16 protein-coding genes are annotated in these 18303 nt (G+C 71.9%); 8 read left to right on the forward strand and 8 right to left on the reverse strand.

The window, feature by feature from the left end:
- Window positions 1-3 precede the first annotated feature (3 nt).
- Genes AB0C28_RS46960 through AB0C28_RS46970 form a run of 3 tightly spaced genes read right to left on the reverse strand, consistent with a single transcriptional unit; the run spans window position 4 to window position 2949 of the window.
- On the reverse strand, window positions 4-1515 hold the full coding sequence (locus tag AB0C28_RS46960; protein ID WP_358082629.1) for an NAD(P)/FAD-dependent oxidoreductase: 1512 nt from the start codon (window positions 1513-1515) through the stop codon (window positions 4-6).
- Window positions 1512-1754 carry a (2Fe-2S)-binding protein gene (locus tag AB0C28_RS46965; RefSeq protein WP_219912407.1) on the reverse strand — a complete coding sequence of 81 codons (243 nt, stop codon included), beginning with the start codon at window positions 1752-1754 and terminating at the stop codon, window positions 1512-1514. Before AB0C28_RS46965 ends, AB0C28_RS46960 begins: the two co-directional genes overlap by 4 nt.
- A gap of 58 nt (window positions 1755-1812) precedes the next feature.
- Entirely contained in the window at window positions 1813-2949 is a 1137-nt protein-coding gene (locus tag AB0C28_RS46970; RefSeq protein WP_358082632.1) for an FAD-dependent oxidoreductase, read from the reverse strand.
- Window positions 2950-3046: 97 nt separating this feature from the next.
- Here AB0C28_RS46970 and AB0C28_RS46975 point away from each other — a divergent pair, with 97 nt between their 5' ends.
- The gene (locus AB0C28_RS46975) at window positions 3047-4033 is read left to right on the forward strand and encodes a COX15/CtaA family protein (RefSeq protein WP_358082635.1); all 987 of its coding nucleotides are present in this window, start codon (window positions 3047-3049) and stop codon (window positions 4031-4033) included.
- A 74-nt stretch (window positions 4034-4107) separates the two neighbouring features.
- Here the strand turns inward: AB0C28_RS46975 and AB0C28_RS46980 are convergent, their stop codons facing one another.
- From AB0C28_RS46980 to AB0C28_RS46995, 4 genes are all read right to left on the reverse strand, one after another.
- Window positions 4108-5295, reverse strand: coding sequence for a PrsW family intramembrane metalloprotease (locus AB0C28_RS46980; protein ID WP_357854368.1), 1188 nt, complete (start codon window positions 5293-5295; stop codon window positions 4108-4110).
- The gene (locus tag AB0C28_RS46985) at window positions 5282-6277 is read right to left on the reverse strand and encodes a cation diffusion facilitator family transporter (protein WP_358082638.1); all 996 of its coding nucleotides are present in this window, start codon (window positions 6275-6277) and stop codon (window positions 5282-5284) included. Before AB0C28_RS46985 ends, AB0C28_RS46980 begins: the two co-directional genes overlap by 14 nt.
- Window positions 6274-6657: a metalloregulator ArsR/SmtB family transcription factor gene (locus tag AB0C28_RS46990; protein ID WP_106251496.1), complete on the reverse strand. Its 384-nt coding sequence runs from the start codon at window positions 6655-6657 to the stop codon at window positions 6274-6276. The genes AB0C28_RS46985 and AB0C28_RS46990 overlap by 4 nt, the downstream gene beginning before the upstream one ends.
- A 65-nt stretch (window positions 6658-6722) precedes the next feature.
- Entirely contained in the window at window positions 6723-7667 is a 945-nt protein-coding gene (locus tag AB0C28_RS46995; RefSeq protein WP_357854374.1) for a heme o synthase, read from the reverse strand.
- Between the two features lie 417 nt (window positions 7668-8084).
- Here AB0C28_RS46995 and tkt point away from each other — a divergent pair, with 417 nt between their 5' ends.
- The 6 genes from tkt (at window position 8085) to pgl (ending at window position 16204) form a co-directional block, all read left to right on the forward strand.
- Window positions 8085-10115, forward strand: coding sequence for a transketolase (gene tkt / locus AB0C28_RS47000; protein ID WP_357854509.1), 2031 nt, complete (start codon window positions 8085-8087; stop codon window positions 10113-10115).
- A gap of 8 nt (window positions 10116-10123) precedes the next feature.
- The gene (gene tal / locus AB0C28_RS47005) at window positions 10124-11215 is read left to right on the forward strand and encodes a transaldolase (RefSeq protein WP_357854377.1); all 1092 of its coding nucleotides are present in this window, start codon (window positions 10124-10126) and stop codon (window positions 11213-11215) included.
- Window positions 11215-12828 (forward strand): glucose-6-phosphate isomerase, encoded by a 1614-nt coding sequence (locus AB0C28_RS47010; protein WP_358082705.1) that lies wholly within the window; start codon window positions 11215-11217, stop codon window positions 12826-12828. The genes tal and AB0C28_RS47010 overlap by 1 nt, the downstream gene beginning before the upstream one ends.
- A gap of 73 nt (window positions 12829-12901) precedes the next feature.
- Complete coding sequence (gene zwf, locus AB0C28_RS47015) at window positions 12902-14431, forward strand: glucose-6-phosphate dehydrogenase (RefSeq protein WP_357854515.1); 1530 nt, start codon at window positions 12902-12904, stop codon at window positions 14429-14431.
- A gap of 61 nt (window positions 14432-14492) precedes the next feature.
- On the forward strand, window positions 14493-15407 hold the full coding sequence (locus AB0C28_RS47020) for a glucose-6-phosphate dehydrogenase assembly protein OpcA (protein ID WP_357854380.1): 915 nt from the start codon (window positions 14493-14495) through the stop codon (window positions 15405-15407).
- 23 nt (window positions 15408-15430) lie between these two features.
- On the forward strand, window positions 15431-16204 hold the full coding sequence (pgl, locus tag AB0C28_RS47025) for a 6-phosphogluconolactonase (RefSeq protein ID WP_357854518.1): 774 nt from the start codon (window positions 15431-15433) through the stop codon (window positions 16202-16204).
- A 133-nt stretch (window positions 16205-16337) separates the two neighbouring features.
- Here pgl and add read toward each other — a convergent pair whose 3' ends face one another.
- Window positions 16338-17405 (reverse strand): adenosine deaminase, encoded by a 1068-nt coding sequence (gene add, locus AB0C28_RS47030; protein WP_358082641.1) that lies wholly within the window; start codon window positions 17403-17405, stop codon window positions 16338-16340.
- 99 nt (window positions 17406-17504) lie between these two features.
- On the opposite strand from add, the gene AB0C28_RS47035 reads away from it, so the two are divergent.
- Window positions 17505-18251: a methyltransferase domain-containing protein gene (locus tag AB0C28_RS47035; RefSeq protein ID WP_358082644.1), complete on the forward strand. Its 747-nt coding sequence runs from the start codon at window positions 17505-17507 to the stop codon at window positions 18249-18251.
- Window positions 18252-18303 lie beyond the last annotated feature (52 nt).

Here is an 18303-nt window from a genome sequence, read left to right on the forward strand (position 1 = left end):
GGTTCAGTGAGCGGGATGATCTTCGGCGCCGTTGTCGTCGGGGCCGGGGGCTTCGATGGTGGCGAGCGCGCCGAGGGTGACGGGCTGGGCTATGGGGCGGCGGGGCGGCTGTTGGGACCGCTCTCCGGCCAGGCAGGAGACGGCGTAGCCGCAGACGCGGCCCTGGCACCAGCCCATGCCGGGGCGGGCCAGGAGCTTGATCGCACGCGCGTCGGTGGCGCCGAGCCGCTGCGCCTCGCGTACGCGCGCCAGCGGCACCTCCTCGCACCGGCACACGATCGTGTCGTCCTTCAGCCACCCCTGCCAGCCGGGCCGCACGGGATAGGCCCGCTGCAACGCCTCCCCGAAGGCCCGCCACCGCTCCCTACGCCGGGCAAGCCGGGCCGGCACGCCTTCGGGGCCGCCGCGGGCCGGCGGCGCGTCCTGCGCGCTGACACCAGCCCCTGGGCTCGCGTCGTCGGCGATGGCGCGGCCCGCGAGGCGGCCTTCCAGTTCGGCCAGCCGCCATCCGCCCACACCCACGGGTTCGCCGGCCGCCCACACGCCGGGGACGCTCGTACGCAGGGTCGCGTCCACGGCCAGCACGGGGCTGCCGTCCACGTCGTGCCTGGTCGCGCAGCCGAGTTGCGTCCCCAGTTCGATCTGCGGGACGAACCCGTAACCGACGGCCAGGGCGTCGCAGCGGACGACGCGGGTGGCGAGAACGTTCCAGCCGGCGTCGAGGCGGGCCACGGTCACGGCCTCCAGCTCGGTGTCCCCGTGGGCGGCGACCACCGCCTGACGGGTGCGGTACGGCACCCGGTGCCGGGTCAGCGCGGCCGCGTACCCCGCCGCCTCACCGGCCTTGCCCAGGGCGAGCAGCGGATGCCTGGCCAGCCCGAGCCCGCCGTTGGCCTCGTACACGCCGAGCACCCGCGCTCCCGCCCCGGCCAGCCCGGTGGCCACCGGCAGCAGGAACGGCCCGGTGCCGGAGACGACGACCCGGCGGCCCGCGAGGACGCCGCCACCCTTGAGCAGCGCCTGCGCGCCGCCGGCGGTGAGCACCCCGGGCAGGTCCCAGCCGGGGAACGGCAACGGCCGATCATGCGCACCGGTGGCGATCAGCAACCGCCGCGCCCGCACCACCACAGCCCGCTCACCAGCGGCACTCACGCCGCCGAGGCTCGCACCGGCGGCACCCGCGCCGGTAGCGCTCGCCGGGCGGGGTGGCGTGGGCGGCGTGCTGGTCAGACAGTGCACGGTCAGGGTGCCGTCCGGGTCGTGGGAGACGTTCCAGACCTGGTGCCGCGACAGCACGTCGGCGCGGGCGGCGAGGGCGTCGGCCTGCCGCAGGAACCGGGCCAGCCCGGCCCCCGGCTCGGGCCCTTCCTCCCGCACGGGCGCGTGCCGGAAGTACTGACCGCCGAGCCGCGGCCCGGAGTCCACCAGCGCCACGCTCAGCCCGGCCAGCGCCGCCGTCAGCGCGCCCGCCACACCGGCGGGCCCACCGCCGACCACCACGAGGTCGTACGTCACGCCGTCGTCACCTCGTCCCCAGGTGCGGCCTCCAGCAGGCACGCCCGCTCGGGCGCCCGCCCGTTGACCGAGATCAGGCAGTCGAAGCAGACCCCGATCCCGCAGAACAGCCCGCGCGGCCGTCCGCCGAACCGGGTGGTGCGCCACGACTTCACCCCGGCCGCGTGCAGCGCCGCCCCGATCGTCTGTCCGGGCACGACGGGAACGCTGCGCCCGTCGACGGTGATGTGGAAGGTCACACGCCCTCCCTTGCAACGACATGGCGGGCCGCAGGCGCCTCGCCGGCAACGTGGCGGGTCACGAGTCCTCCTCGGTGAAGCGGTCCGGGCGGAAGGGGGTCAGGTCCAGGTCGGGCGGTTCGCCGGTGAGGAGCTGGGCGAGCAGGTGCCCGGTGGCGGGGGCGAGCCCGATGCCGGCCCCTTCGTGGCCGCACGCGTGATACAGCCCGGGCACGCGCGGGTCGGCGCCGATGACGGGCAGGTGGTCGGGGCAGTACGGACGGAAGCCGCAGTACGACCTGATCGCCCGGACCTCCCGCAGCGCGGGGAAGAGCGCGACCGCCTGGGCGGCCAGCATCGACAGGACGGGCACCGACGTCGTCCGGTCGAACCCCACCCGCTCCCTGCTGGCCCCGATGAGCACGGTCCCCGAAGGGGTGCCCTCCACGACGGCCGAGGTCTCCAGGCCGGCGGAGTCGCTGGCCACGTTGGTCACGTAGGCGGCGGTGTAGACCTTGTGCCGGATGAGCGGCTCGCGCAGGGGCTCGGTGACGAGGATGAACCCGCGCCTGGGCAGGATCGGCAGGTGGGCGCTGGCCAGCGCGGCGATCTCGCCGCCCCAGGTGCCGGCCGCGTTGACGACGGCGTCCCCGAGGATGTCGCCGCCGGACGTCCGCACGCCCGTCACCCGCTCGCCGGAGCGGAGAACGCCGGTGACCTCGACCCCGAGACGCAACCGCAGGGTCCCATGGTCGCCGGCGCCGCGCCGGAGCAGGGTGGCGGCGGCCAGCATGGGCTGCACCTGCGCGTCCTGCGGGTAGAAGACGCCGCCGGCCAGCCCCTCGGCCAGGTGCGGCTCGTGGTCGCGCAGCTCGGACGCCCCCACGAGCGAGTACTCCACGCCCTGCTTGGCGGCCAGGCCGGTGAGCTGCCGCTGGACGTCCTCGGTCTCGGCGACGACCAGCCCGCCCTTCGGCTCGAACTCGAACCCGCCCGGCTCGGCCAGCTCGCGCCACAGCCGGTTCGACAGCACGGCCAGCTCCAGCTCGGGCCCCGGTTCCTTGTCGGACACCAGGATGTTGCCCTCGCCCGAGCCCGTCGTGCCGCCCGCCACGGGCCCGCGGTCGACCACGGTCACGTCGAGGCCCGCGCGCGCGGCGTAGTAGGCGCAGGCCGCGCCCACGACTCCGGCGCCGACGACGATCACGTCGGACATCACCACCTCCTCGCAGTAATATGTCACATACCTTGAGGTCTTGAGAAGCCTGTTCCCGGTGGCGGGACCGCCGGGTCCGGCCCCTACCATCGATGACGTGAAGCTACCCACGGACAACCCCAACCCCTTCGTGCGTTTCCTGCTGTCCTTCTGGGCACCCACGACTCGCTCGCTGCGCGGCTGGGCGCTGGCGTCCGTGGTGGTCAACGCGGGGATCACGGTGACCGGGGCGGGCGTGCGCGTCACCGAGTCCGGGCTCGGCTGCCCGACCTGGCCGAGGTGCACGCCCGACAGCTTCGTCCCGGTGGCGCACCCCGAGGTCTCGCCGCTCAACATGGCCGTGGAGTTCGGCAACCGGCTGCTGACGTTCCTGGTGCTGGCCGTCGGCGTCGCGTGCGTGCTGGCCGCGCTGCGGCTGGCCCCGCGCCGGGTCTCGCTGGTGCGCCTGGCCTGGCTGCAGCCGGCCGGCATCGTCGCCCAGGCGCTGTGGGGCGGGCTGGTCGTCAACACGATGCTCAACCCGTTCACCGTCGGCACCCACTACCTGATCTCCAGCGGCCTGATCGCCGTCTGCTGGCTGTTGTACGCGCGCGCGGGCGAGGGCGACGGCCCCGTGCGCCGGGTGACCCACCGCGACATCCGCAGGCTCGGCCACGTGCTGCTGGCCGCGACGTTCGCGCTGCTGGTGGCCGGGGTCGTGGTCAGCGGTACGGGGCCGCACTCGGGCGACAAGATGGCCTCGCGCTTCGACCTCGACATCGAGGCCATGGCCCGCTTCCACGCCGATCTGGCCTACCTGGTGGTGGGGCTGACGTTCGCGCTGCTGTTCGCCCTCCACGTGACCAACGCGCCGAGGCCCGCCAGGCGGGCGGCGCTGGCGCTGCTCGGCGTGGAGCTGCTCCAGGGCGTGATCGGCTACACGCAGTGGTTCCTGGCCGTGCCGGCCGCGCTGGTGCTCATGCACGTCCTGGGCTCGACGCTGGTCTGGATCGCCGCGCTCAGGGTGGTCACCTCGCTGCGGGTCCGCGACGGCGAGCCCGCCCCCGTCAGCCCCTCCCCCACCGGGACGCCCGCCGCCGTCTGAGGGGTTGTGCCGGGGTTTGCGGTGGTACGTCCGCCACTCCCCCACCCCATCGGACGCCCGTTTTGCGCAGAAGGTCAGGTCGGTGCGCCGGGCGCGTAGCCGGGCGGAGGTGAGCCCCTGGCCACCGACCTGGTGTGCAGCGGCATGGGGAAGTCGGCCCGCGCCGTGCTCATGCACTCCAGCAGCGCCCGCTGCTCCTCGTGGAAGGTGTGCTCGTCGACCATGTGGCGGGCCGCCCGCTCGTGCAGCAGCCCCAGCTCGGTGGCGGCGAGCTGGTAGTCGCGCATCGCCCGCACGCCGCGCTTGCCGCCGTAGGCGCGGGCCCACTGCCGGGCCTGGCGACGCCGGGAGAAGGCCGACAACATGTGGATGTCGGCCTGGGTGACGAGCCTGGTCGGCTCGTACGGCGGCAGATACCGCTGGATGAGCGCCACGATGCGCCGCCGGTCCCTGAAGATCACGCCGATGAGCACGACCAGGACGACCAGCAGCACCAGATAGGCCACGACGAGCCCGGGGAAGCCGCCGTAGGAGGCCAGGCCGTTCCACAGCCCGTGCAGGATCATCGCCCCCGACCAGCCGGCCAGCACGTAGGTCACCCGCTCGGGGCCGGTGCGCTGGGCCGCGTACGCCACGCCGACCCCGATCATCGAGCTGAACAGCGGATGCGCCAGCGGCGACAGGATGCCGCGCAGCACCACCGTGACGGCCAGCCCCTTGACGCCCGAGGTGGACAGCGCGCCGAGGTAGTAGCTGACGTTCTCGCTCATGGCGAAGCCGAGGCCGACCATGCTGGCGTAGATGACGCCGTCGGTCGGCCCGTCCAGCTCGGCCCGGCGGAACCTGAGCAGGCCCAGCAGCACCAGGCCCTTCATCGTCTCCTCCACCACGGGCGCGCCGAACGTGGCCGCGATGTTGCGCGCGCTGGCCTCCGACAGCTTGGCGGTGTCGATGATGTAGTGCAGGTTGAGCGAGTTGATCACGCCGGCGACCAGCACCGCGACGCCCGCGCCCCACGCGAAGGCGAAGATCAGGTTGCTGCGCGGCTCCGGCTCCATCCGGTCCAGCGCCAGCACCGCCGCGAGCAGCAGCGGCACCGGGGCCAGGGCCAGGGCCAGCGCGATGAAGAACTGCACCGGAGCGCCGTTGAAGACGTCGAAGGAGAACGAGACCAGAGCGCAGATGCCGGTGAGGACCAGCCCGATGATCAACGCGAACGACGGGCGGTCCTTCAACACCCAGCGTGGATCACGGGTCGCCATACGGTGACCTTAACGGATCAGAGTGCCGGGGTCCGTGCGGGTCCTCGCAGTGCCGATCAAGACCCGGAATACCGTGGTCGACCTGGAGTGTCGTGTGCCCGATCGCGAACCTCCGGCTCAGCAGGTCCGCCAGCCGGGAGCGCACCCGGTGGCAGTCGGAGCCCCTGGCCACGATCACGTGCGCCGACAGGGTCGGATAGCCACTCGTCACCGTCCAGACATGGAGATCGTGGATCTCCTCCACGTCCGCCTCCGCGGCCAGCACGCGGCCGATCTCGTCGGGGTCGAGGTCGCTGGGCGCGGCCTGGAGCAGCACCCGGCCCGAGTCGCGCAGCAGCCCCCAGCCGGCCTTGAGCATGAGCGCGGCCACGACCAGGGCGGCGATCGTGTCGGCCTGGCGGAAGCCGGTCAGCCAGACCACGAGGCCGGACACGGCGGTGGCGATGAACGCGTACATGTCGTTGAGCACGTGCTGGAAGGCGCCCTCGACGTTGAGGCTGCGCCGGTTCGCCCTGGACAGCAGCCAGGCGGCCAGCGCGTTGACGGCGATGCCCGCCACCGCGGTGACGACCACGATCGGGCCGTCCACCGCGGGCGGCTCCAGCAGCCTGCGTACGCCCTCGTAGACGAAGTACGCCACCAGCAACAGCAGCGTCACCCCGTTGATCTGCGCGGAGAGGATCTCGGCCCGCTTGTAGCCGAAGGTGTAGGCGCCCTTGGCCGGCCTGGCGGCGATGCGCATGGCGATCAGCGCCAGCGCGATGGCGCTGGCGTCGGTGAGCATGTGGGCGGCGTCGGAGATCAGCGCGATCGAGTTGGCGGCCACACCGGCGATCACCTCGACCGCCATGTAGCCGAGGATCAGCGCCAGCGCGCCGACGAGATAACGCCGGTCGGCGTCCGCGCTCAGCGCGTGCCCGTGCCCGTGCCCGTGTCCGTGTCCGTGCCTATGACTGGGCCCGTGCTCGTGGTCGCCGCTCATCCGGTCTCCTTCAGATGCTCCCTGCTCAGGTCGAGGAGCATGCGGACGTGAGCGTCCGCCAACCGGTAGTAGATCATGCGCCCGGCCCTGCGGCTGGCCACGATGCCGGCTGTTCGCAGCAGGCGCAGCGCGTGGGAGACGGCGGTGTCGGTCACCTCGACCGCGTCGGCCAGGTCGCACACGCACAGCTCCCCCGCCTCCAGCAGCGCGTAGAGCAGCCGGGCCCGCGTGGGGTCGCCGAGCAGGCGGAACAGCTCGGCCAGCCGGGTGGCCTCGTCAGGCGTCACGAGCCGGTCGCGGGTGGCCGCGACCCTGGCCGCGTCCGGCTCCGGCACCACGCATCCGTCCAGCGCCGCCACAACACCTGAAGAGCTATTCATATGTGCATGATACGAAAGAGGAAAAGCCCGGCGCAACGGCCGGGCGGTGGGCGGGAGCAAGCCGTTCAGGCCAGCAGCGGATCGATCGCCACGGCCAGGAACAGCAGCGCCAGATAGGCGTTGGACCAGTGGAAGAAGCGCATCGGCCGCAGGTCGACGCCCGTCTTGCCGGCGTTGAGCCGGGCGAGCAGGCGGTGCACCTCCCACAGGCACATCGCGCCCAGCACGGCCGCCACGATCGCGTAGAACGGCGTGGTGCCCGCCACCGGCCACAGCGCCAGCGAGCACAGCACGGTGGCCCAGGTGTAGGCGATGGACTCCAGCACGACCCGCCGCTCGGTGGCCACCACCGGCAGCATCGGCACCTTGGCCGCCGCGTAGTCCTCCTTGTAACGCATGGCCAGCGTCCACGTGTGCGGCGGCGTCCAGAAGAACACCACCCCGAACAGCACCAGCGGCGCCCAGTCGAGCCGCTCGGTGATGCCGGCCCAGCCGATCATCACCGGCATGCAGCCCGCGATGCCGCCCCACACGATGTTCTGGGCCGTGCGCCGCTTGAGGATCATCGAGTAGACCAGCACGTAGAACAGGATCGCCGCGAGCGACAGCACCGCGGCCAGCCAGTTGGTGGTCAGCCACAGGCCCAGCGTGGACAGCACGCCCAGCACGATGCCGAAGATCAGCGCGCCGCGGGGCGAGACCTGGTGCCTGGCCAGCGGCCTGCGGCGGGTGCGGCGCATCTTCTGGTCGATGTCGCGGTCCACGTAGCAGTTGAGCGCGTTGGCGCTGCCCGCCGACAGGGTGCCGAACACCATGACCGCGATCGAGGTCCACAGCGGCGGCAGGCCGCCGGCGGCGAGGAACATCACCGGCAGCGTCGTGATCAGCAGCAACTCGATGATCCGCGGCTTGGTGAGCGCGATATAGGCCTTGATGGTCATGCCTATCGAGCGCGGCGCCTCCACCTGCGGTGAGGGGGCCGTCGCGTGCCTGTTGGTCAGCACCGTCAAGGCGCTTCCAGCCTGTGCGGAGTCAACGCGTAACCTCTGATAAGAGCGGATCCATGGGCGGGCGCCGTGACGCCCCTGCGAACAACCAAACTGTAGTCGCAGGGTCGGCCGGTCCGGCCAATGGGGGGCTTGCGCCGTCCCGGCCGGACGAACCCGACGGAGTCCGGGCCTACATGGACACGCGCGGGTGGAATGGGAATCGATCGCCATCTCCACTCGGTTAGGGTCCCGTGTAGGCGCGGGCCGCACAACCTGCGGCGGGCCGCCGAAGGCGGTCGGCCGCGGGGCGGGACAGCCGACCGGCACCACCACGACAACTAGATTCCGGAGATCGAGCACTTGAGCACCGAACTCGTGCCAGCCCTTGAATGGACCGACCTGGACAAGCAGGCGGTCGACGTCGTTCGAGCCCTGGCGATGGACGCAGTGGAGAAGGCGGGCTCGGGTCACCCCGGCACCGCCATGAGCCTGGCCCCCGCCGCATACCTGCTGTTCCAGCGTGTCATGCGCCACGACCCGACCGATCCGAACTGGCTCGGGCGCGACCGTTTCGTCCTGTCGTGCGGCCATTCGAGCCTGACGCTCTACATCCAGCTCTACCTTTCCGGCTACGGGCTGACGCTCGACGACCTGCGGCGGCTGCGCCAGTGGGACAGCCTGACGCCCGGCCACCCCGAGCACGGCCACACGGCCGGCGTGGAGACGACGACGGGCCCGCTGGGCCAGGGCCTGGGCAACGCGGTCGGCATGGCGATGGCCGCCCGCCGCGAGCGCGGCCTGTTCGACCCCGAGGCCGCGCAGGGCGCCTCGCCGTTCGACCACCACATCTGGTGCTTCGTCAGCGACGGCGACATCGAGGAGGGCATCAGCCACGAGGCCAGCGCGCTCGCCGGCCACCAGAAGCTGGGCAACCTCATCGTCGTCTGGGACGACAACCACATCTCCATCGAGGACGACACGCAGATCGCCAAGTCCGAGGACGTGGTCGCGCGCTACCAGGCCTACGGCTGGCACACCGAGAGCGTCGACTGGACCGCGACCGGCGACTACGCCGAGGACGTCCCGGCCCTGTACGAAGCCCTCCAGAAGGCCAAGGCCGAGACCGACCGCCCGTCGTTCATCCGGCTGCGCACGATCATCGGCTGGCCCGCGCCCAACAAGCAGAACACCGGCAAGATCCACGGGTCCGCCCTGGGCGAGTCCGAGGTCGCCGCCACCAAGCAGGTGCTGGGCATGGACCCGGCCAAGACGTTCGACGTGCCGGCCGGGGTGCTCGACCACGCCCGCGGCATCGCCCAGCGCGGCCGCGCCGAGCACGCCGAGTGGGAGAAGTCCTACGCCGAGTGGCGCCTGGCCAACCCCGAGCGCGCCGCCGAGCTCGACCGCATCTCCCACCGGGAGCTGCCGGCCGGCTGGGCCACCGCGCTGCCCTCGTTCGAGAAGGGCTCCTCGGTCGCCACCCGCAAGGCCTCCGGCGAGGTGCTCAACGCGCTGGCGCCGGTGCTGCCCGAGCTGTGGGGCGGCTCGGCCGACCTGGCCGAGTCCAACAACACCACGATGAAGGGCGAGCCGTCCTTCATCCCCGAGGAGTTCCAGACCAAGGCGTTCCCCGGCAACCGCTACGGCCGCACGCTGCACTTCGGCATCCGCGAGCACGCCATGGGCGCCATTCTCAACGGCATCGCGCTGCACGGCGGCACCCGCCCCTACGGCGGCACGTTCCTGGTCTTCTCCGACTACATGCGTCCCTCGGTGCGCCTGGCCGCGCTGATGAAGCTGCCGGTCACGTACGTGTGGACGCACGACTCCATCGGCCTGGGCGAGGACGGCCCGACCCACCAGCCGATCGAGCACCTGTGGGCGCTGCGCGCGATCCCCGGCCTCGACGTGGTGCGCCCGGCCGACGCCAACGAGACCGCGTACGCGTGGAAGGCCGTGCTGGAGCACACCGACCGGCCCGCCGCGCTGGCGCTCACCCGGCAGAACCTGCCGGTCTACGAGGGCACGAGCGCCGACGGCGTGGCCCGCGGCGGCTACGTGCTGCGCGAGGCGTCCAACGGCCAGCCGAGGGTCATCCTCATCGCCACCGGCAGCGAGGTGGAGATCGCGGTCAACGGCCGCGAGATCCTGGAGGCGCAGGGCATCCCCACGCGAGTGGTCTCGATGCCGTGTGTGGAGTGGTTCAACGGGCAGGATTCCGCATACAGGCAGACGGTTCTGCCCTCGTCGATCCGGGCTCGCGTGGCGGTCGAGGCGGGCATCGCGCTCGGCTGGCACGCCTACGTCGGCGAGTGCGGCGAAGTGGTCAGTCTCGAACACTTCGGTGCCTCCGCCCCGTACAGAACTTTGTACGAGCAGTTCGGACTGACGGCGGAGCGCGTGGCGGCCGCGGCCAAGGCGAGCCTGGCCAAGCTGGGTCAGGACAAGGGCGAGACGACGGGAAACTGAGAAAGATCATGAGCGAGAACCTCAACAAGCTGTCCGGCCAGGGCGTTGCCATCTGGCTCGACGACATCAGCCGCGAGCGCCTGCGCACGGGCAACCTCGACCAGCTGATCAAGGAGAAAAACGTCGTCGGGGTGACCTCCAACCCGACGATCTTCGCCAACGCGCTGAGCAAGGGCGACGCCTACGACAGCCAGCTGCACGACCTGGCCGTACGCGGCGTCGACGTGGGCGAGGCCGTGCGCGCCATCACCACCTACGACATCCGCTGGGCCGCCGACGTGCTGCGCCCGGTCTACGACGCCAGCGGCGGCGTGGACGGCCGCGTGTCGCTGGAGGTGGACCCGCGCCTGGCCCGCGAGAGCGAGAAGACGATCGCCGAGGCCCGCGCGCTGTGGTGGCTGGTCGACCGGCCCAACCTGCTGATCAAGATCCCGGCCACGGTGGAGGGGCTGCCCGCGATCACGCAGGCGATCTCCGAGGGCATCAGCGTCAACGTCACGCTGATCTTCTCCCTTGAGCGCTACCGCGCCGTCATGGACGCCTGGCTGACGGGGTTGGAGGCGGCCCAGGCCAAGGGTCTCGACCTGAGCTCGATCGAGTCGGTGGCCTCCTTCTTCGTCAGCCGCGTCGACACCGAGATCGATAAGCGGCTCGACCAGCTCGGCAAGCCCGAGCTCAAGGGCAAGGCGGGCGTGGCCAACGCGCGCCTGGCGTACGCGGCGTTCGAGGACGTCGTCAACTCCGAGCGCTGGCAGCGCCTGCGCGCCGCCGGCGCGCGCCCGCAGCGGCCGCTGTGGGCCTCGACCGGGGTCAAGAACCCCGAATACTCCGACACCCTCTACGTCGACCAGCTCGTCGCGCCCGGCACCGTCAACACGATGCCGGAGAAGACGCTCGACGCCACGGCTGACCACGCCAACATCACCGGCGACACCGTGCGCCCCTTCTACGAGCAGGCCTGGAACACCATGGCCGCGCTCAAGGACGCCGGCGTCGACTACGACGACGTGGTGAAGGTCCTGGAGGACGAGGGCGTGGAGAAGTTCGAGGCGTCCTGGAACGAGCTGCTCGAGAGCGTCACCAAGAACCTGGTTCCGTGATGGAGGTCTCTTACCGCGAGGAGGGGGTGGCCTCGGCCGCCTCCTCCGTCGCGGGGCGCCTCGTCGCCGACGGCGTGCCCGCGCGGCTCGCCGCCGGCGACCCCACGCTGTGGGGTGAGGACGCCGAGGCGGAGGCGGCGGTCAGGCTCGGCTGGCTGACCCTGCCCCGCTCCTCCCGCGAGCTGCTGCCCGTCCTGGGCGAGCTCGCGGGCCGGGCCCGCGCCGCGGGCCTGACGAACGTCGTCCTGGCCGGGATGGGCGGCTCCTCGCTGGCGGCGCAGGTCATCTGCGACACCGCCGACGTGCCGCTCACGGTGCTCGACACGAGCGATCCCGGGCAGGTCCGCCGGGCCCTGGCCGAGGGGCTGGAGTCCACGGTCCTGGTGGTGGCGAGCAAGAGCGGCTCGACCGTGGAGACCGACTGCCTGCTGCGGATCTACGAGGGGCTCTTCACCGAGGCGGGCCTCGCGCCCGCGGGCCGCGTCGTGGTCGTCACCGACCCGGGCTCGCCGCTGGAGCGGCGGGCCGTGGAGTCCGGCTACGACCTGGTGCTCGGCCCTCCCGGCGTGGGGGGCCGTTATTCGGCGCTGTCGGCGTTCGGGCTGGTGCCCGCCGCGCTGGCGGGCGCCGACGTCGAGCGGCTGCTCGACGACGCGGAAGAGGTGCTGGCGCTGCTGTCGCTCGACAGCGGCAATCCCGGCCTCGACCTGGGCGCCGCGCTCGCCGGCGCGGCCCTGGCCGGGCGCGACAAGCTGCTGCTCGAAGACCAGCTCTCGGCCATCACCGGGCTGCCCGACTGGATCGAGCAGCTCGTCGCCGAGTCCACCGGCAAGCAGGGCAGGGGGATCCTGCCTGTCGTGGCCGCCGACCCTTCGGGGACGGCTGACGAGCTGGTCGTGGCGATCGAGTCCGACGTCGGCGACGTCCGCGTCGACGGGCCGCTCGGCGCGCAGTTCCTCGTCTGGGAGTACGCCACCGCCATCGCCGGGACCGTGCTCGGCATCGACCCCTTCGACCAGCCGAACGTGGCCGAGTCGAAGGCGAACACCGCCGCTCTGCTTGACCTGCCCGACCTGCCCGCCGGCGCGCCCGCGTTCGTGGACGGCCCGGTCGAGGCGTACGGGCCGACGACGGCCAAGGACCTGCCCCACCTGTTCTCCGAGTTGCTCGACGCCGTTCCCGGCGACGGCTACCTGGCGATCATCGCCTTCCTCGACCGGCTGGCGGCCTTCGACGCGCCGGTGCCCGACGGGGCCGACTTCGAGCAGATGACCGACGCCTGGATGATGGCCGACCCTGCCACGCTGCGGGCGCTGCTCGCGCTGCGCACCGACCGGCCGGTCACGTTCGGGTGGGGGCCGCGATATCTGCACTCGACGGGGCAATATCACAAGGGTGGCCCGCAGAACGGGGTGTTCCTGCAGATCACCGGGGCGGTGACCGACGACGTCGCCGTGCCGGGCAGACCGTACACGCTGGGCCGGCTCCAGCTCGCGCAGGCGCTCGGCGACCTGGGGGCGCTGGAGACCCGCGGGCGCCCGGCCGTACGCCTGCATTTGACCGACCGCGCGGCCGGAGTCGCGCGTTTGCTCGCAGCCGCACAGGAGGCTTGAGATGACAGACCCGGCAGCACCCGCGGAGGAGGCCGCCACCGTGGCGGCCGCCGTCGCGGGCACCGCCACCACCATGGAGGTGGCAGCCGCCAACCCGCTGCGCGATCCGCGCGACAAGCGGCTGCCCCGGGTGGCGGGACCATGTGTGATGGTGTTGTTCGGCGTGACGGGGGACCTGGCCAAGCGCAAGCTGCTGCCGGCGATCTACGACCTGGGCAACCGGGGGCTGCTGCCGCCCGGATTCTCCCTGGTCGGGTTCGCCCGGCGGGATTGGAAGGACCAGGACTTCGCCCAGTTGACGCACGACGCCGTCAAGGCCCACGCCAGGACGCCCTTCCGCGAGGAGGTATGGAAGCAGCTGCGTGAGGGCATCCACTTCGTTCCTGGCGAGTTCTCGGACGACGGGGCCTTCGACGCGCTGGCCATGGCCTTGGCCGAGATCGACGAGACCAGGGGCACGGGCGGAAACTACGCTTTCTACCTGTCCGTGCCGCCGAAGTTCTTCCCGACGGTGGTGGAGCAGCTCAAGCGGACCGGATTGTCCGACGCGCCCGACGGCTCGTGGCGGCGGGTGGTCATCGAGAAGCCGTTCGGCCACGACCTGCAGTCGGCCCACGAGCTGAACGAGATCACCACCTCGGCCTTCCCGGAGAGCTCGATCTTCAGGATCGACCACTACCTGGGCAAGGAGACCGTCCAGAACATCATGGCGCTGAGGTTCGCCAACAACCTCTACGAGCCCATCTGGAACCGCAGCTTCGTCGACCACGTGCAGATCACGATGGCCGAGGACATCGGCATCGGCGGCCGGGCCGGCTACTACGACGGCATCGGCGCCGCCCGCGACGTGATCCAGAACCACCTGCTCCAGCTGCTCGCCCTCGTCGCCATGGAGGACCCGACCTCCTTCGACGCCTCGGCGCTGCGGCGGGAGAAGGAGAAGGTGCTCAAGGCCGTGCGCCTGCCGGCCAACCTGGCGCTCAACACGGCCCGCGGCCAGTACTCCGCCGGCTGGCAGGGCGGCGAGAAGGTGGTCGGCTACCTCCAGGAGGACGGCATCTCGGCCGAGTCCACGACCGAGACCTACGCCGCCATCAAGCTGGAGATCGCCAACCGGCGCTGGGCCGGGGTGCCCTTCTACCTGCGCACGGGCAAGCGCCTGGGCCGCCGGGTGACAGAGGTGGCCGTGGTGTTCCAGCGGGCCCCGCACCTGCCCTTCAGCGCCGACGACACCGAGATCCTGGGCCAGAACGCCCTGGTCATCCGGGTGCAGCCGGACGAGGGCATCACGGTGCGCTTCGGCTCGAAGGTGCCGGGCACGCAGATGGAGGTCCGCGACGTCTCCATGGACTTCGCCTACGGGGAGTCGTTCCTGGAGTCGTCGCCGGAGGCGTACGAGCGGCTGCTGCTCGACGTGATGATCGGCGACCCGCCGCTCTTCCCGCACCAGCGGGAGGTGGAGCTGTCGTGGAAGATCCTCGACCCGATCGAGGAGTTCTGGACCACGCAGGGCCAGCCCGAGGGCTACGAGTCAGGATCGTGGGGGCCCGAGTCGGCCGACGCGATGATGGCCCGCGACGGCCGGGTGTGGAGGAGGCTCTAGTGAGCGAGCGAACCATCAGACGCAGCACCACCGTGGTCACGAGACCGACGAAGGAGGGCTCATGACCACGTTCATGCTGACGGACACGACGGCGGGCAAGATCGCCGCCCAGTTCATGCACCTGCGGCACCAGATGGGCGCGCCGGCCATCGGCATGGTGCTGACGCTCGTCGTGATCAGCGAGGAGCGCCACCAGTACGACGCGCTGCGCGCGGCCACCGAGGCGGCCCGCGAGCACCCGTCGCGCATCATCGTCGTGATCAAGCGCGAGGAGGACGAGCCCATCAGGCTCGACGCCGAGCTGCGGATCGGCGAGAACACGCCCGGCGAGGTCGTCGTGCTGCGCCTGTACGGCGAGCTGACCGAGCACGCCGACTCCGTGGTCAGCCCGCTGCTGCTGCCCGACACCCCGGTGGTGGCGTGGTGGCCGGGCGCGGCTCCCGACGTGCCCTCCAAGGACGCGATCGGGGCGCTGGCGCAGCGCCGCATCACCGACGCCAAGGGCTTCGACGACGGCGGCGTCAAGTCGCTGGTGATCAGGGCCAAGGGGTACGCCCGCGGCGACACCGACCTGGCTTGGGCCCGGCTGACGCCGTGGCGCAGCCTGCTGGCGGCCGCGTTCGACCAGCCGGTGGGCAAGGTGCGCAAGGGCGTCGTGGAGGCCGCTCCCGGGCATCCGAGCGCGCCGCTGCTGGCCGCCTGGCTGTCGGAGCGGCTGGGCGTGAGCATGAAGGTCGCCGAGTCCGCCGGCCCCGGCCTGACCGCCGTACGCCTGCAGCTGGGCGACGGCGAGCTCGCCGTGGTCAGGACCGACGCCCGGCTGGCTAAGCTGTCGCGCCCCGGCCAGCCCGACCGCAACGTGGCCCTGGCCAGGCGGCAGACCTCGGAGCTGATGGCCGAGGAGCTGCGCAGGCTGGACACCGACGAGATCTACGAGACCGCCGTCAAGCGGTTCGCTAGGACGTACAAGGGATGACGACAGTTCAAGGGATGGCGACCGTGAGCGTTCCCGGCATCGTCGTGCACCGCGACGCGGACGTCCTGGCCAAGGCCGTGGCGGCGCGGATCATCACCCGCCTGGTCGACGTGCAGTCGGCCAAGGGGTCGGCCTCGATCGTCCTGACGGGCGGCACGGTCGGCACGGCCACGCTGGCCGCCATCGCCGCCACCCCGGCCAGGGACGCCGTCGACTGGCGGCGCCTGGACGTGTGGTGGGGCGACGAGCGGTTCGTCCCCTCGGGCGACAAGGAGCGCAACGAGACCGGAGCTCGCGAGGCGCTGCTCGACCACGTGGACGTGGACCCCGAGCGGGTCCACGTCATGCGCGGCCCCGACTCGGGCATGACGGCCGAGGAGTCCGCCGACGCCTATGCCGCCGAGCTGCGCAGGGCCGCCAGGCCCGAGGATCACGGGCCGGTCCCGAACTTCGACGTGATGCTGCTCGGCATGGGCCCCGACGCGCACGTGGCCTCGCTGTTCCCCGGCCTGCCCGCGCTCTACGACACGCGCCCGGTGGTGGCGGTGCACGGCTCGCCGAAGCCGCCGCCCACGCGCATCTCGCTGACGCTGCCCGCCATCCAGGCCTCGCGTGAGGTGTGGGTGGTGGCGGCCGGCGAGGAGAAGTCGGGCGCGGTACGGCTGGCCCTGTCGAAGTCCGGGCCCGTCCAGGTGCCCGCGGCGGGGGCCAGAGGGCGGGGACGGACGCTGTTCCTGCTGGACCGGGCGGCGGCCGGCAAGATCCCGCCGGGCCTGGGCCGCATCGCCTCCCCGTAACGCCTGCGGGCCCGTCACAGGCGTGACCCTCGCCGATCGGCCGGGGTCACGCCTGTGGCGGTTCACGCCGGCCTGCTCACCCTCTGGGGTGGGTTCCCGCCGGCCTGCTCGCACTCGTTTCCCCGGCCGGTCTCTACGCGCCCGGCCCCTGGGCCGGTCCCTGCGCGCCCGGCGTCTGTGCGGCCTCCTGGCCGGTCAGCGTGTCGATCTCCTCTATGAGCTGCCGCTTGCGCTCCTCGCTCAGGTACGACGCCCGCACCCCGTTCCGCGCGAACTCCGCCAACCGCTCCTTCCCGAACCCGAACGCCCGCGCCACCGCCCGGTACTCCGCGGCCGTCGTCGTGGCGAACATCGGCGGGTCGTCGCTGTTGAGCGTGACGAACAGCCCCTCCTCCAGCAGCCGGGGCAGCGGGTGGTCCTCGATCCCGGCGACCTGGCCCGTGCACACGTTGGAGGTCGGGCACACGTCCAGCGGCAACTGCGTCTCGCGCAGGTGCGCCACCAGGCGGGGATCGGACAGGCAGTTGATGCCGTGGCCGATGCGCTCGGCGCCGTAGCCGTCGATGACCTCCCAGATCGTCTCGGGGCCGCTCATCTCCCCGCCGTGGGGCACGCTGTGCAGGCCCGCCGCGCGGGCGGCCGAGAACGCCGAACGGTAGGCGTCGCGGTGTTTGGGGCGTTCCTGCTCGATCCCACCGATGCCGAAACCTACCAACGCGGCGGGAGGTTCTTGAAGGGCGTGCTCCAGGGTCACCTTCGCGGCCTCCTCGCCGTACTCGCCGGGGATGTCGAAGATGTAGGCCATCTCGACCCCGTACTCGCTGAGCGAACGGCTGGAGGCCACGTCCAGCGCCTCGGTGACGGCCCGCATGGGCAGGCCGACCATGTGGTGCGCGTACGGGGTGACCTGCAACTCGGCGTACCTGACCCCTTGCGGGACGAGGTCGCGGGCCAGGCCGAGGACGAGGGTGGCCACGTCCTCCGGCTCGCGTATCAGGGAGTTGACGGCCCCGTAGACCTGGGCGAAGTGGGGGAAGTCGGTGAAGGTGTAGAAGCGGCGCAGCTCCTCCTCCGAGGTGGGCACCTCGATGCCGGGATGGCGGCGCGACAGCTCCAGCACGGTGGGCACCGAGGCCGAGCCCACCAGGTGCACGTGCAGTTCGACCTTGGGCAGGGCGTCGATGAAGGCGTCAAGGGTCATGCCGACGACCATAGATGCGGGGTTTCCCGGAAATACAGGCTTCGCCGCTAAATCTCACAGTCATTTGTCAGATTCTTTGGCCGAGCTAGGCTGGGGCGCGTGACCGATGCCGAAGCCTACGACCGCGGCTTCGCCCGCCTCACAGCCCACACCGCCGGTCTCCTCGTCGCCTCCATGGCTTGCGACCGCGCCCTGCGCCTGCTCGACGCGGGCTGTGGCACCGGGGTGGTGACGGCGGCGGCGCTGGCGGCGGGGGCCGAGGTGACGGCCGTGGACGTCGATCCGGGCATGGTGGCGCTGACCGCCCGCCGTAATCCGTCCGCAACGGTCCGGCCGGCGGCGCTGCCCGAGTTGCCGTTCGATGACGAGCAATTTGACGCAATAGCCGGAAATTTCATCATCAATCACGTTCCCGACGCCGCCGCGGCACTGACCGAGCTGCACCGTGTGCTGCGGCCGGGCGGCACGATCGGCCTGACCTGGTGGAAGGCCGACGAGATGACGGCCACCGGCGTGATCGCCGACGCCATCGCCGCCGCCGGGGTCCCCTACGAACCGCCGGTCCGCTCGTTCACCGCGCACGACACGCCCGAGCGCTTCGCCGCGCTGCTGGCGCGGGCCGGGTTCAGCCGGATCTCCGTGGAGGACGTCAGATGGCGGCACCGGGTCGACCTCGCCGCATGGTGGGCCGACATCGTGCGGGCGGGCGGTCCCCGGTTCGCGGTCATCGGCCGGCAGCCGCCGGAGGTCGTCGAGCGGGTCAGGGCCTGCTATCTGCGGCTGGCGGCGCCGTACGAGCGGGAGGGGTTCCCTGTCTGTGCCCACCTCGCCCACGCGCACCGCTGAGGCACCCGGCGCGAAACGCTGAGGCACCCGCCCACCTCCCGCGTGCGCCGCT

The organism is Nonomuraea sp. NPDC048892, assembly GCF_040649735.1.
Lineage (GTDB): Bacteria > Actinomycetota > Actinomycetes > Streptosporangiales > Streptosporangiaceae > Nonomuraea > Nonomuraea maheshkhaliensis.